The following is a 14,024-nucleotide window of genomic DNA, read 5'->3' on the forward strand; positions in this document are numbered from 1 at the left end:
GTGCTCCATTCACAACATTTGTAGTGATTGAGAGACTACAACAGCTGTCGTGGTTGCGCTAGGGTCGCAGCATGGCGAAGAACGAGGCGCGCCGACGGGCGCTCGCGGATGCCGGACTCGACGTGCTGGCCCGCGAGGGCTCGCGCGGGCTCACGCACCGGGCGGTGGACGACGCGGCCGCCGTGCCGGCCGGCACCACCTCGAACTACTTCCGCAGCCGCGAGGCCCTCATCGCCGGACTCGTCGACCGCATCGGCGAGCGGCTGGCCCCGAGCGACGCCGACCTCGCGGCGCGCGCCGGGGCCGAGCCGAGCCCCGAGCTCTTCGCCGACTACCTCCGCGACATTGTGCGGCGGCTGACGAGCGAGCGCGAGGTGACGCTCGCGCTGTTCGAGCTGCGCCTCGAATCGACCCGCCGCCCGGAGCTCGCCGCGGTGCTCGGCGCCTGGCAGCGCGCCGGCTTCGAGGCCGACGTGGCCTTCAACACCGGGGCGGGACTGCCCGGCGGCGCCCGCGAGATCGCCCTGTTCCACTACGCGATCGACGGGCTCCTCCTCGACCGGCTCACGAGCCCGATCGACCCGGGCACCTCCACGGACGAGGTCGTCGACGCCCTCGTCGCGGGCCTCCTCCCCCGCGGCTGAACCCAGCCCCACCCCGACTTGCCCGACTTTCATGAAAGTCGGGCAAGTCGGAGTCGGGTGTCTCGGAGATGCGAGCCGGCTCAGCGGGCGGATGCCTCCCACGCGAAGCCGTCCGGGTCCGCGACCGAGCCGAGCGCGCCGGCGATGACCAGCCGGTGCGAGCCCGAGCCCTCGGCGGGCACGCCGGCGTCCTTCGCGAGCGCGCGCCGCTTGTAGAGGCCGAGCCCGATCCGGCTGCCGGGGGTCTCGAACTCGACGTAGCTGCCGAAGCTCTTGCCCACGGCGATCCCGCGCTCGGTGTAGAAGCGCTTGCTCGCCGCGACGTCCTCGGCGCCGAGCAGCAGCACCATCCGCTCGAAGACGGCGGCGGCGGGCCGGGCGTCCTTCTTCGCCGAGGTCGCGACCTTCCAGATGGTGCCGTCGGGCGCCTGCACCGTGCCGCCGTAGCCCCAGAGGGACTTGGCGAGCGGCTTGACGACGACGGCGCCGGCGCCGAGGGCCGAGCGCACGAGCGCGTCGACGTCGCCGGGCTGGGCGGCGATGAGCGAGAGCGTGAAGCCGCGGAAGCCGCTCGACGCGGCCTCCGCCGGCTGCACCCGCAGGCGGTCGCCGAGGCCGAAGGCCGCGGCATGGAAGCGCTCGGCGGCGGCGACGTCGTCGGCCTGGATGACGATCGAGTCGATCGCCGGGGCGGTGGTGGGGTTCGTCTTCGTGTCCATGTCGGCCACGCTACGAGCGAGTGGATGCCCCGGGCTTCTCGATTCCTGCTCGCTTGCTCGACTGGCGTTCAGCATCGGGGAGCAGACTGGCGGTGAGCCCGCAGCTGGGCGGGCCGAATCGAGTCGAGGAGTCCGTGCACATGAGAGCGCTGCAGTACCGCACGATCGGGGCCGCCCCCGAGATCGTCGAGATCGAGACGCCGGAGCCGGGTCCGGGCGAGGTGCGGATCCGGGTCACGGCCGCCGGCGCCTGCCACTCGGACAGCTTCATCATGGGGCTGAACGAGGAGCAGTACATCTACGGCCTCCCGCTCACCCTCGGCCACGAGGGCGCGGGCATCGTCGACAAGCTCGGCGAGGGCGTCACCGGCGTCGAGGTGGGCGAGGCCGTCGCCGTCTACGGGCCGCAGGGCTGCGGCCGCTGCGTGCAGTGCGCGCAGGGCAAGGAGAACTACTGCGAGCGCGCCGCGGAGCTCGGCATCCGACCGCCCGGTCTCGGTGCGCCCGGCGCCATGGCCGAGTACCTCGTGGTGCCGGACGCGCGCTTCCTGCTGCCGCTCGGCGATCTCGACCCCGTCGAGCACGTCGCGTTGACCGATGCGGGCCTCACGCCGTACCACGCGATCAAGATGTCGCTGCCGAAGCTCGTGCCCGGCACGACCGCCGTCGTGATCGGCGCGGGCGGCCTCGGGCACGTCGCGATCCAGCTGCTCCGCGCGCTCTCGCCGGCGACGGTGGTGGCGCTCGACGTGAGCCAGGACAAGCTGCGGCTCGCGACCGAGGTCGGAGCGCATCACGTGTTCCCCTCGGACGCCGAGGCCGCCGAGCGCGTGAAGGAGCTCACCGGCGGCAAGGGCGCGGCGGCCGTCTTCGACTTCGTCGCGATCCAGCCGACCATCGACGCCGGCCACGCGATGCTCGCCGTCGAGGGCGACCAGGTGCTCGTCGGCGTCGGCGCGGGCGCGGTGCCCGCCGGGCTCCTCGCCGCCCCCTACGACTCGACCGTGCGGGCGCCCTACTGGGGCTCGCGGGCCGAGCTGTTCGAGGTCTTCGAGCTCGCGCGGGCCGGGCTCGTGAAGATCGAGACGGAGCGCTTCTCCCTCGACGAGGCGCCGGAGGCGTACCGCCGACTGCACGAGGGCACGCTCAGGGGTCGCGCGGTCGTCGTGCCCTGAGCCGGGCTTCGCACCGGAACGACGGATGCCCCGGGGCCGATGGGCCCCGGGGCATCCGCGTGCGAGCGCTGCTGCGCGATCAGTTGCAGGTGATGACGGTGCCGTCGTCGAGCTGCCACACGCCCGAGCCGAGTTCGGCGCAGGCGGCGCCGAGGCTGCCCGCGGCCGCGATGGCGATGATGATGGCGATGATCGACACGATGATGCCGAGCGCCAGCAGGATCGAGCCGACGATGATGCCGGCCTTCGCCGGGCCGTTCTTGTGGCCCGCCTTCTTCGACTGCGAGTTCGCCACGATGCTCAGGATGAGGCCGATGAGCGGCATGAAGATCGCGAGGATCAGGCCCGCGATGCCGAGGCCCTTGCCCGGGAAGGTGTCGCCGGCCGGAGCGGGCGCGTAGGCCGGCTGGCCCGGGGCGGCGCCGTAGCCGGGCTGCCCCTGCGGGGCGCCGTAGGCCGGCGGCGCGGGCGGTGCGGCGTAGGCCGGAGCGGCGGGCTCTGCGGCCGGGGCGGCAGGCGCCTCGTAGGCCGGAGCGGCAGGAGCCGCGGGCTCCGCCGGGGCCTCGTACGCCGGAGCGGCGGGAGCCGCGGGCTCGGCCGGAGCCGCGGCCGGCTCGGCGGGCGCGGCGACGGGCTCGGCCGGGACGGCGGGCTCGCTCGGCTGCTGCGGCTCGCCCTGCGGGGCGTTGGGGTCGGTCATGATGGGCTCCTCCGAGTCGCGGACATGGTCCGGGGAGTGTCGCCCCCCGACGCGCCGATCGTAGCGCCACCCGGTGACGGCGGGCCAGTCTCCGCGCCGGAATCGAGCGCTGCGACCGGCGGCACGGCGGATGCCTCGGGCGACTCGCGCCCGAGGCATCCGCCCGCCGTGCGACCGGCTCGCCCCCGCGGCTCAGCGCCCCGCGTTCGCCGCCTGCAGGAGCTGCTCGATCTGCTCGCGCGTCACCGGGATGCCGGGGAAGCCGACGAGCCGGCCGATCGGGAACGAGGCCATCATCTTCGCCATGCCCTCGTCGTCGGCCATCGCCGCCATCGCCGGGTCCCCGCCGAAGAGCCCGCCGAGCGCCTGCGCGACGATCGGACCGGCGACCGGGTCGCCCATCAGGTCGCCGATCGAGGACTCCATCGTCAGCGGCAGCCGCACGGCGTCGCCCTCGACGGCGACCCCGGCCTCGGCCCGGAGGTCGCGGCTCGAGGCCCCGACGGCGACGAGGTACTCGCCGCCCTCGACGACCCAGCGGTCCACGCGGACATCCCAGTAGGCGAGATCCTCGCGGCGCACCGCGAGCTCGACCACCCGGGACTCCCCGGCGGCGAGCTCGACCGAGGCGAAGGCCTTCAGCTCGCGCGGCGCCCGCTGCACGGCCGATCCGGCGAGCCCCGTGTAGAGCTGCACGACCTCGCGGCCGTCGCGCTCGCCGGTGTTCGTCACCGTGACGCGGGCGGCGATGCCGTTCGCATCGGCCGACACCTCGAGCGCCGAGTAGGCGAAGGAGGTGTACGAGAGGCCGTGCCCGAAGGGGAAGTGCACGGCCGCGTCGCGCGCGTCGTACCAGCGGTAGCCGACGAACAGGCCCTCGCCGTAGCGGACGTGCCCGAACTCGCCCGGGAAGTCGAGGTACGCCGGGGTGTCCGCGAGCCGCAGCGGGATCGTCTCCGTCAGCCGTCCCGAGGGGTTCACCACGCCGTAGAGCACGTCGGCGACGCCGCCGCCGCCCGCCTGCCCGCCGAGCCAGCCCTCGACGACGGCCGGGACCTCTTCGGCGAAGGGCAGCTCGACGACGCCGCCGTTCGCGAGCACGACGACGACGTTCGGGTTCGCGGCGCGCACGGCCGCGAGCAGCTCGAGCTGCGCCTCCGGGAGGCGCAGGTGCTCGCGGTCGAAGCCCTCCGACTCGGCGGCGGCCGGCAGCCCCAGGAAGGCGAGCACGACCTCGGCGCCCTCGGCCGCGGCGACGGCCTCGGCGATGAGCCCGGGGTCGGCGACGGCCTCCGTGTCGAGGGTGAAGCCCGGCGCGAAGGCGGGAGCCGAGCCGGCGAGCCGGCCGATCTCCTCGAGCGCGGTGTCGAGGCGGGTCGGGTTGATCAGCGAGGAGCCGGCGCCCTGGTAGCGCGGGGTGCGGGCGAACTCGCCGACGACGGCGACGCGGGTGCCGGTCGCGAGCGGCAGCACGCCGTCGTTCTTCAGCAGCACGACGCCGCGCGCCGCGGCCTCGCGGGCGAGGGCGTGGTGGGCGTCGACGTCGTACGAGGCATCCGCGTCGGCCCCCGCGGCCGCCTGCTGCGCGAGCCGCACGGCCCGCTCGGCGGCGAGGTCGAGCGCGGACTCGGCGAGCCGGCCGGCCTGCACGGCCTCGACGAGCTGCGCGTCGGTGCGGCCGTCCGAGGACGGCATCTCCAGGTCGAGTCCGGCGGGCAGGCCGGCGACCCGGTCGTTCACGGCGCCCCAGTCGCTGACGACGAGCCCCTCGAAGCCCCACTCCTCGCGCAGCACCTTCGTGAGCAGCCACGGGTCCTCGCTCGCGAAGACCCCGTTGATGCGGTTGTAGGAGCACATCACGGTCCACGGCTGGGCGTCCTCGACCACCCGCTGGAAACCGCGCAGGTAGATCTCGCGCAGCGGCCGCGGGTCGACGTCGCTCGACGCGCGCATGCGGTCGAACTCCTGGTTGTTCGCGGCGAAGTGCTTCAGCGAAGCGCCGACGCCCTGCGACTGCAGGCCGCGCACGAGCGCCGCGCCGAGCACGCCCGAGACGATCGGGTCCTCGGAGAGGTACTCGAAGTTGCGCCCGCAGAGCGGCGAGCGCTTGATGTTGATGCCGGGGCCGAGCAGCACGCCGACCCCTTCGGCGCGGGCCTCCTCGCCGAGGGCGCGGCCGACGCGTTCGGCGAGCTCGGGGTCCCAGGCGGAGCCGAGCGCGACGGCCGGCGGGAAGCAGGTGGCCGGCACGCTGTCGGCGAGGCCGAGGTGGTCGCTCGAGCCGCGCTGGAGGCGCACGCCGTGCGGGCCGTCGGTGAGCACGATGGAGGGGATGCCGGCACGCTCGACCGCCTTCGTGCTCCAGAAGCTCGCGCCGCTCGTGAGCGACGCCTTCTCCTCGAGCGTGAGTCCCGCCACGAGCTCCGCCGCGTCGCGCGCGGTGAACTCGGCGGCCTGGTCGATGGTGTCGGTCATACCGATGCTCCTTCGTAGGGTGACGCCGGCCGGGCGTCGAGCGGTGCCGGGGTCGTCCGGCGGAAGAGGGGCTTGCCGTAGTCGCGCTGCAGCAGCGTCGCGAAGGCCCACCAGAGCACGAGCGTCGCGGAGGCGCCGCCGATGACGCCGACGACGGCGTCCGAGAACCAGTGCGCGTTGATGAGCGTGCGCTGCCACACCATGCCGACGGCGATCAGGCCGCCGACGAGCCACCACCAGCGCCGCTTCGCGACGGGCAGCAGCGCGGCGACGCCGACGAGCAGGATGCCGGCGCTCACCGAGTGCCCGGAGGGGAACGAGCCGTGGTCGACCTGGAACAGGGGCCCGAACAGGTTCGCGGCGACGTCGTCGGCCGGGCGGGGACGGTCGACGAGGTTCTTCACGAGCTGGGACACGAGGAAGGTGCCGCCGAACTCGGCGGCGAGGAAGAACAGCGCCGAGCGCCAGCGCCGCACGACGAACAGCCAGATCGGGATGAGCAGGATCGTGAGCACCGCGCCGGGCAGCTCGCCCAGGTACTGGAAGAACATCGGCAGGGCCCACGTCTCGCCCCCGGTGCCGGGCGCGAGGCCGACGAACGCCCGCCAGGCGTCGTCGAAGGGCTGCGTGAAGGGGCGCTCGACGTTCGCGGCCACCGCGAAGGCGAAGGCGACGAACACCGCCAGGCCGGCGAGCCCGACGACGAGGAGCACCCGCGGGCGGCGGGGCCGCGAGGCATCCGCCGTCATCGCACGGCCTTGATCGGCCAGACGGCGAAGGCGCCGAGCACGGAGAGGACGATCGCGACCGGGAACAGGCCCGCGAAGCCGAAGGCGAGCACGATCGCGCCGGCGACGCCGGGTGCGAGCGTCTGCGGCAGGGTCGCGGCGATGTTGACGACGCCGAGGTCCTTCGCGAAGGACTTCGCCGAGGGCAGCACCTCGCTCATGAGCGCGGTGTCGACGGCCTGGAACATGCCGAAACCGAGGCCCGAGATGAAGGTCATGATCATCCACGCGGTGACGTCGGGCCAGACCCACGGCAGCAGGAAGGCGAGTCCGGTGACGACCGAGGAGGCGAAGACGAAGATCTTGCGGCGGCCGAGCTTGTCCGAGAGCGGTCCGGAGACGATCGTGGCGATGAGGATGCCGGCGAGGCTGATCAGGCCGAGCACCGGGATGACGTCCTGCGGGCGCTCGACGCCGAAGTAGTCGGTGAGCAGGTAGAGCTGGTAGCCGGTGACGGCGAAGTAGCCCGTGTAGAGCAGCAGCCGCCCGGTGAAGGCCCAGAAGAAGTCGGGGTGCTTGATCGGGTTCACCCAGAAGGTGCGCAGGAAGTCGCCGAGCTTGAACGGCTCGACCGGCAGCTCCTTCGAGGAGTAGTCGGGGTTGAACACGATGAAGAGCGTGAGCACCACGAGCGCGATCGCGGCGAAGGTGAAGTAGCCGGCCGTGATGCTGTCGAAGAAGAGCGAGCCGACGATCTGACCGCCGAGGGCGCCGACCATGAGCCCGATGCCGGAGAGCGCCGCGAAGGTGCCGCGCCGCTTCAGCGGCACGCGGTCGGGCATGACGGCGCTGAGCGGGCCCTGCGCGAAGTTGTAGGTGATCTGGACGAGGGTCCAGGCGATGACCACGCCGATGAGGGAGTCCGCGAAGGCGAGGCCGACGAGCGACAGGCCGCCGGCGAGGGCGCCGAGGAACATCCACGGCGCGCGGCGGCCGAAGCGGGAGCGGGTGCGGTCGGAGATCTGCCCGGCGATGGGCTGCGCGATCATCGCGCAGAACGCGCCGATCGTCGCGACGATGGCGAGGTTGGCGACCTTGTCGGCCTCGCCGAAGAGCACGGTCACCTGCTGCGGAAGCAGGATGCCGGGGACGGCGCCCCAGATCAGGAAGATGCCGAGGTTCGCGGGGATGATCCAGCCGAGCAGGCGGCCGACGCCCTTGATCGGCGCGGGCGGGTCCTCGTTTCCGGCCGCGTCCTCGACGAAGGCGGCGGTGGCTTCGAGCGACTCGGGGGTGTCGGACGGCTGGGGGGCGTCGGGCCGGGATTCGGCAGCGGGCTGCGGGGCGGACGACATCGTCATCGGGGGCAAGTCCTTCCGGGAGGCCTCGTCGTCGAGGCGGTGCGAAAACCATACGGCACTCGGTTTTGGTCCGCAAGCACTACCATGCAGCTATGGCACGCAGGGGTTCGTACGCGAAGGGCATCGCCAAGCGGGAGGAGATCCTCACCGCGGCGCTCGAGGTCATCGCCCGCAACGGCTACGGTCGCGCCTCGGTGCGCGAGCTCGCCGACGCGGTGGGCCTCAGCCAGGCCGGCCTGCTGCACTACTTCGCCTCGAAGGAGGAGCTCTTCGCCGAGATCCTCCGCAAGCGCGACGAGGTCGACCGGGAGACCCTCGACGCCGCACACGCCGACGAGGAGCTCAGCATGATGGACGGCTTCGTCGAGGTCATGCGGCACAACGCCGACGTCCCCGGCCTCGTGCAGCTCTACGCCCGCCTCTCGGCGGAGGCCACCGAGGCCGACCACGCCGCGCGCCCCTTCTTCACCGAGCGCTTCCGACTCTTCCGGGAAATGTCGGTCGAGAGCATCCGCGAGGGCCAGCGCGACGGCACGATCCGCGCCGACCTCGACCCGGAGAAGATGGCGAGCCTCCTGCTCGCCGCGGCCGACGGCCTGCAGACCCAATGGCTGATGGATCCCTCGATCGACATGGCCGAGCACGTCGAGTACCTGCTCGGACTCCTGAAGCCGCCGACGGCCGCGTGACCGGATCGCTCGCGAGCGCCGACGTCGGCCGGCACAACCTCGCGCTCGTCGCCGGACGCCTCGCCGAGCTCGGCAGCGCGAGCCGCAGCGAGCTGGCCGAGGCCACCGGGCTCGCCCGGGGCTCCGTGACGGCGCTCGTCCGCCGGCTGGAGCGCGACGGCCTGGTCCGCGAGACGGCATCGATCGCCCCGAGCGGGAAGGGCCGCCCGCGCACGCTGCTCGAGCTCAGCGGCGACCACCTCGCCATCCTCACGGTGCTGGTCGACGCCGATCGCGCGACCGCCGTCGCCTCGACGCTCGGCGGCGCCCGGCTGGCACGGCGCGATCGGCGGCACGGCCGCCCCATGGGCGACCCCGGGCGGGTGGCCGACGTCGCCGCCGAGCTCGTCGAGGAGCTCCTCGCGGAGCTGACACGCGACGGCCGCCGCGTCGCCGAGGCATCCGTCGTCGTCTGGGCGCCCGTGGGCGGCGAGCCGAGCGTCGTGCTCGCCGACACCGACCTCGACTGGGGCATGGTCGACCTGCTCGCGCTGCTGCGGGAGCGCTCGCCCTCGCTCGAGGCGCTGGGCCGGGCCGGTCGACTGCAGCTGCTCGCCGACACGGCGGTCGCCGCGGTCGCCGAGCACCTCGACGCCGGCCGGCCCGCCGAGCTGCTGTACCTCAAGAGCGACTCGGGTATCGGCGGCGCGATCGTCGTGGACGACGCGCCGCTCGACGGCAGCCACCACCTCGCAGGCGCGCTCGGGCACCTGCCCGTCGTGCCCGACGGCGTGCGCTGCGGATGCGGACAGCGCGGATGCCTCGTCACCGTCGCCGGCCCCGACGTGCTGCTCGCCGCGGCCGGCCTCGACGGGCTCGCCTGCGAGGCCGGGCTCGCGGTCGCGCTCGACGCCTTCGTCGCGGGCATCCGCGCCGGTGAACCGCGCGCCCTGGCCGCCTGGCGCACGGGCCGTGCCGAACTGGCGCGGGCGCTGCAGATCCTGGTCATGGCGATCGACCCCGCGGCGATCGTGCTGGGCGGCTACCTCGCCGGGCTCGCCGACGAGCTCGCCGAAGAGCTCGCCGCCATCCAGCCGGGCATCGACGGCGTGCACCTCACGCCGCCACCGGTGCTCGGCAGCCGCCTCGGCGGCGACGCGGCGCTGCTCGGCGCCGAGCGCACGGCCGCCGCCAGGGCCCTCGCGGACCCGGCCGCGCTCGCCCCCTGACGCGGCGACGGGATGCCTCGACCGAGGCGAGCCGAAAGGGACCGAGGTAGAAACGCTCTGGACTTCGCTGGATCGGTGTCGGCGGCGTCGCGTACGCTCGTGCCATCGGGATACCAAGGAGGTCGGTGCGAGTGCGACACCAGACGGCGGCAGACGAGCCGGCACGCGCGCGGGCGCCGCGCATCATCGCGGCGATCGCGCTGCTCGCGCTGGGCGCGGGAGCGGGGTGGGCGTCGACCGCGGTCTTCGCCCCGCCCGACGAGGTGGCCGCGGCGCCGTACAGTTACGTCGAGATCGTCGCGGGCGAAGTCGGCTCCTCGGTGCGGCTCACCACGGTGGCGTCCTGGCGGCGAGCGCCGGCCGGCACCAATCGCGCGGCGGGCACGGTGACCTCGGTGCCGCTCGCCGCCGGCGACGAGGTCCGCGCCGGCTCGGTGCTGTACTCCGTCGAGCTGCGACCGGTCGTGGCGGCCGTCGGCGAGGTCCCGGCGTTCCGCCAGCTCGGGCGCGATGCCGAGGGGCCCGACGTCCGCCAGCTGCAGCAGCTGCTCACCGAGCTCGGCCACTACGACGGACTCGTCGACGGCGGCTTCGGCGCCCGCACGGAGGCCGCGGTGCGGGCCTGGCAGCGTTCGCTCGAGCTGCCCGACGACGGCGTCGTGCGGCCGGGCGACCTCCTCTTCCTCCCGGCGCTCCCGGTGCGGGTCACCCTCGACGACGAGCTCGTCAGGCCGGGTGCGAACCTGTCGGGCGGGGAGCGGCTCGTGTCGGTGCTGCCGCCGGAGCCGGAGTTCGCCGTCCCGGTGAGCGCGGCCCAGGCCGCGACCATGCCGCTCGGCACCCCGGTCGAGATCACGGCGCCAGACGGGGCGGTCTGGCCCGCGGCGGTCGTCGCGCACGAACCGTCCGAGGAGGCCGACGACCAGGTGCGGCTGCGGCTCGGCGCCGCAGACGGAGCGCCGATCTGCACGGCGGCCTGCAGCACGATCCCGGTGCTCGGCGACACCCGGCTGCCCTCCAGCATCGTCACGCAGGCCGCGACGAGCGGGCTCGTGGTGCCCGCGGCGGCCCTGCGCTCCTCCGCCGACGGCACGGTCGCCGTCGTCGACCGCGAGGGTCGCAACCACCCGGTCACCGTGCTCGCCTCGGCACGCGGCATGGCGGTCGTCGACGGGGTGCGAGAGGGACTGCGCGTGCGCGTGCCGGCCGACGGGCCCGACGCGGGCACCGGCGGCGGCACCGGTTCGGATGGCGAGGGCGACGGCCGGGCCCGCCCGCCGGCGGCGGCGCAGCGATGACGGGGCCGGCGCTCCTCCGGGCCGAGTCGCTGTCGTTCCGCTACGAGCGGGCCACCCCGCTGCTCGAGGGCTGGTCCGCCCGCTTCGAGGCGGGCGAGGTCGTCGCGGTCACCGGGCCGTCCGGGCGCGGCAAGTCGACCCTGCTCTACCTGCTGGGCCTCATGCTCCGGCCGCGCTCGGGCGAGGTGCTGCTCGACGGCGCGCCGATGCAGGGGCGGTCCGATCGCGAGCGCGCCGCCCGCCGGGCCGCGACCTTCGGCTTCGTCTTCCAGGACGCGGCGCTCGACGCCACCCGCACGGTGCTCGACAACGTGCTCGAGACGGCGCTCTACCGCGGCGAGGATCGACGCAAGTCCGAGCCCCGAGCGCACGCCCTGCTGGAGCGCTTCGGCGTCGACCTCCGGGCCGATGCGCGGCCGGGCCAGGTGTCCGGCGGCCAGGCGCAGCGCATCGCCCTGTGCCGCGCGCTGCTCGGCGACCCGCGCATCGTCCTCGCCGATGAGCCGACCGGCAACCTCGACCCCGCTTCCACCGAGGTCGTGCTCACGGCGCTGCACGAACAGGCGCGGCACGGCGCGGCGGTCATCGTCGTCACCCACGATCCCGCGCTCGTCGCCCGCTGCGATCGCGAGCTGGCGCTGTGAACGGCGTGCGCGGCCTCCTCGCCGTCGCCAGGGAGGCGCTCGCCTCGGCGCTCGCACAGCCGGTCGGCTCCGCGATCGCGTTCGTGGTGGTCGCGGGCATGTGCGCGGCCGTGCTCCTCACCTCGGGGAGAACCGTCGCGGCCGAGCAGCAGGTCGTCGCTTCGATCGACTCGGCCGGCACCCGCGCGATCGTGGTGCGGGCCGAGGCCGACGCCGGGCTCGACACCTCGGTGCTCGACCGGCTCGCCGACGTCGAGGGCATCCAGTGGGTCGGCGCGTTCAGCCTCGCCGAAGACGCGCGGAACGCCGCGTTCACCGGCGGCACCCCGGTCCCGCTGCGTCGGGCGTGGAGCGAGGACTGGCGGCACCTCGGCCTGCCGAGCGGAGCGCCGGGCGACGGCGCCGTCGCCTTCGCCTCCGCGACCGCGCTCGACCGGCTCGGCATCGGCGGCGTGGTGGGCGCGGTGGCGCTCGACGACGGCAGCGGCTACGCCGTCGGCGGGCGGGTCGAGACACCCGAGCACCTCGCGTTCCTCGAACCCCTCGTCGTCGCCCCGCAGCCGCGCGCCCGGCAGCCGGTCGCCGTCGGTGCGCTCGTCGTCATCGCCACGCGCCCCGAGCTCGTCGCCCCGCTCACCGACGTCGTGCGCTCCGTGCTCGATGTGAGCGACCCGAGCCGGGTGGAGCTGCGCACCAGCGAAGCGCTCGCCTCGCTCCGGGGGCTCGTCGAGGGGCAGCTCGGCGCGTTCGGCCGCACGCTCACCCTCGGCATCCTCGCGGTGAGCGCCCTCCTCGTGGGCGTGCTGCAGTTCGGCGTGGTCACGCTCCGGCGCAAGGACTTCGGCCGCCGCCGGGCGCTCGGCGCGTCGCAGCGGCTCATCGTCGCCCTGGTCACGATCCAGACGGCGATCGTCGCCGCAGCGGGGGCCGCCGTGGGCTCGGCGCTCGCGGTCGGCATCCTCGCCGCCACCGACGATCCGCTGCCCGGAGCGCGCTACGTCGCCGGCGTCGGCGCGCTCGCGGTCCTCGTCGCCACGCTGGCCGCCGTGCTCCCGGCGCTCTCGGCCGCGCGCCGCGAGCCGATCACCGAGCTGCGCGTGCCGTAGCGCTCAGCCTGCGCCGCCGCGCGGCTCGATCCGGTCGACCCGATCGAGCCACGCGTCGAGCGCCGGCAGGGCCAGGTACGCGATCGTCGAGTGCGTCGCCCCCGGCACCGTCGTCTCGGTGACGTCGACGCCGAGGGCGCGTTCGCGGGCGACGAAGCCCGCCGTGTCTGCGGGCAGTACGAGGGCGTCGTCGGCCCCCTGCGCGATGAAGAGCGGCGCGGCGATCGCCGCCCTCCCCGCCGAGTTCTCCTCCAAGAGCTGCGCCCACGGTTCGGTCGCCGTCGGGTCGTGGGCGAAGAAGTCGCCGATGAGCGGAGCACCGAGCTCGTGCAGCCGGTCGAGGTTCGGCAGCAGGCAGAGCCGGTTCATCTCGGGCAGCCGCGCGATCGCGGCCGGGGTGAGCACGTCGTCGAGCTCCGCGCCGGGCACCGTGGGGCCGTAGACCGAGGCGTACGCCGGGAACGCGTACGAGCCGATCGTCACCCCCGACACGTCATCGAGGTGCGAGCCCATGAGCGCCGTCAGATCGGCGGCGGGCGCCGCGGCGGCGACCGCGGCGATCTCCAGCTCCGGGGCGTACGCGGCCGCCTGCTCCGCGGCGAAGAGCACGGCCTGACCGCCCTGCGAGTGCCCCCACAGCACGACGCGATCCCCGGCATCCGCGGCCTCGATGGCCCTCGCCGCACGTACGCCGTCGAGCACCGAATGCGCGGCCGTCACGCCGACGAGATAGGAGTCGGGGCCCGCGGTGCCCATGCCCGCGTAGTCGGTGGCGACGACGGTGTAGCCGCGGTCGAGCATGAGCCGCAGGCCCTCGATGCCGAGGAACGGGTCGTCCGCACGCGAGGGGGCGCAATCGGGCGCGGTCCCCGTGGTGGGATGCCCCCACGCGAGCACCGTCCGTGCACCGGGCACCGGCCTGAGCGGCGTGACCACGATGCCGGTCACGGCGACGGGTGCGCCGTCGAGATCGGTGGAACGGTACATCACCCGCCAGCCGCGGCTTGCGAGCGGCACCCCGGCGAGCGGCTCGCTGCGGATGATCGAGCCCGGGTCGCCGGCGAGCTCCGTCGCCGCAGGAGCGGTGTAGAACGCGTCGAGGCCCGGCCGCTCCGCGGCGTCACCCACCGCGCGCAGCGCCTCAGCGGCGATCAGGGTCGCCACGATACCGAGCACGTAGGCGGCCACGAGCCGACGGCCGCGGCGCGGACGGCGTACCCGCCGCCGTGACCCCGCAGGTTCGTCGCTCACGCCGCGATCCTCGCAGATCACGACCC

The 14,024-nt window shown here is 74.4% G+C and carries 13 protein-coding genes; 7 read left to right on the forward strand and 6 right to left on the reverse strand.

Translation table 11 applies throughout. The features are described from left to right. The first annotated feature begins 71 nt into the window (after window positions 1-71). Window positions 72-644, forward strand: coding sequence for a TetR/AcrR family transcriptional regulator (locus tag QSJ60_RS00410; RefSeq protein WP_230765530.1), 573 nt, complete (start codon window positions 72-74; stop codon window positions 642-644). 80 nt (window positions 645-724) lie between these two features. Here the strand turns inward: QSJ60_RS00410 and QSJ60_RS00415 are convergent, their stop codons facing one another. Further along, window positions 725-1,363, reverse strand: coding sequence for a VOC family protein (locus tag QSJ60_RS00415; RefSeq protein ID WP_285462122.1), 639 nt, complete (start codon window positions 1,361-1,363; stop codon window positions 725-727). Window positions 1,364-1,503: 140 nt separating this feature from the next. Between QSJ60_RS00415 and QSJ60_RS00420 the strand changes: the two genes are divergently transcribed. Further along, window positions 1,504-2,538, forward strand: a complete 1,035-nt coding sequence (locus tag QSJ60_RS00420; RefSeq protein WP_285462123.1) for an NAD(P)-dependent alcohol dehydrogenase — start codon at window positions 1,504-1,506, stop codon at window positions 2,536-2,538. 79 nt (window positions 2,539-2,617) lie between these two features. On the opposite strand, the gene QSJ60_RS00425 is transcribed toward QSJ60_RS00420, so the two are convergent. The 4 genes from QSJ60_RS00425 to QSJ60_RS00440 form a co-directional block, all read right to left on the reverse strand. Continuing rightward, complete coding sequence (locus QSJ60_RS00425; protein ID WP_285462124.1) at window positions 2,618-3,238, reverse strand: DUF4190 domain-containing protein; 621 nt, start codon at window positions 3,236-3,238, stop codon at window positions 2,618-2,620. Window positions 3,239-3,430: 192 nt separating this feature from the next. Further along, entirely contained in the window at window positions 3,431-5,713 is a 2,283-nt protein-coding gene (locus QSJ60_RS00430; RefSeq protein WP_285462125.1) for a glycoside hydrolase family 3 C-terminal domain-containing protein, read from the reverse strand. Beyond that, window positions 5,710-6,462: a phosphatase PAP2 family protein gene (locus tag QSJ60_RS00435; protein ID WP_285462126.1), complete on the reverse strand. Its 753-nt coding sequence runs from the start codon at window positions 6,460-6,462 to the stop codon at window positions 5,710-5,712. Before QSJ60_RS00435 ends, QSJ60_RS00430 begins: the two co-directional genes overlap by 4 nt. Beyond that, window positions 6,459-7,802, reverse strand: a complete 1,344-nt coding sequence (locus tag QSJ60_RS00440; protein WP_285462127.1) for an MFS transporter — start codon at window positions 7,800-7,802, stop codon at window positions 6,459-6,461. The genes QSJ60_RS00435 and QSJ60_RS00440 overlap by 4 nt, the downstream gene beginning before the upstream one ends. 92 nt (window positions 7,803-7,894) lie before the next feature. Between QSJ60_RS00440 and QSJ60_RS00445 the strand changes: the two genes are divergently transcribed. The 5 genes from QSJ60_RS00445 (at window position 7,895) to QSJ60_RS00465 (ending at window position 12,747) form a co-directional block, all read left to right on the forward strand. Next, the gene (locus QSJ60_RS00445) at window positions 7,895-8,491 is read left to right on the forward strand and encodes a TetR/AcrR family transcriptional regulator (RefSeq protein ID WP_230765518.1); all 597 of its coding nucleotides are present in this window, start codon (window positions 7,895-7,897) and stop codon (window positions 8,489-8,491) included. After that, window positions 8,488-9,699 (forward strand): ROK family transcriptional regulator, encoded by a 1,212-nt coding sequence (locus tag QSJ60_RS00450; RefSeq protein ID WP_285462128.1) that lies wholly within the window; start codon window positions 8,488-8,490, stop codon window positions 9,697-9,699. Before QSJ60_RS00445 ends, QSJ60_RS00450 begins: the two co-directional genes overlap by 4 nt. Window positions 9,700-9,830: 131 nt before the next feature. Continuing rightward, the gene (locus tag QSJ60_RS00455; RefSeq protein ID WP_285462129.1) at window positions 9,831-10,997 is read left to right on the forward strand and encodes a peptidoglycan-binding domain-containing protein; all 1,167 of its coding nucleotides are present in this window, start codon (window positions 9,831-9,833) and stop codon (window positions 10,995-10,997) included. Continuing rightward, window positions 10,994-11,641, forward strand: a complete 648-nt coding sequence (locus tag QSJ60_RS00460) for an ABC transporter ATP-binding protein (protein WP_285462130.1) — start codon at window positions 10,994-10,996, stop codon at window positions 11,639-11,641. The genes QSJ60_RS00455 and QSJ60_RS00460 overlap by 4 nt, the downstream gene beginning before the upstream one ends. After that, complete coding sequence (locus tag QSJ60_RS00465) at window positions 11,638-12,747, forward strand: ABC transporter permease (RefSeq protein ID WP_285462131.1); 1,110 nt, start codon at window positions 11,638-11,640, stop codon at window positions 12,745-12,747. The genes QSJ60_RS00460 and QSJ60_RS00465 overlap by 4 nt, the downstream gene beginning before the upstream one ends. 3 nt (window positions 12,748-12,750) lie before the next feature. On the opposite strand, the gene QSJ60_RS00470 is transcribed toward QSJ60_RS00465, so the two are convergent. Then, entirely contained in the window at window positions 12,751-13,998 is a 1,248-nt protein-coding gene (locus tag QSJ60_RS00470) for an alpha/beta fold hydrolase (protein ID WP_285462132.1), read from the reverse strand. Window positions 13,999-14,024: the final 26 nt, after the last annotated feature.

It is taken from the genome of Agromyces sp. NBRC 114283 (genome assembly GCF_030268405.1).
Lineage (GTDB): Bacteria > Actinomycetota > Actinomycetes > Actinomycetales > Microbacteriaceae > Agromyces > Agromyces mediolanus.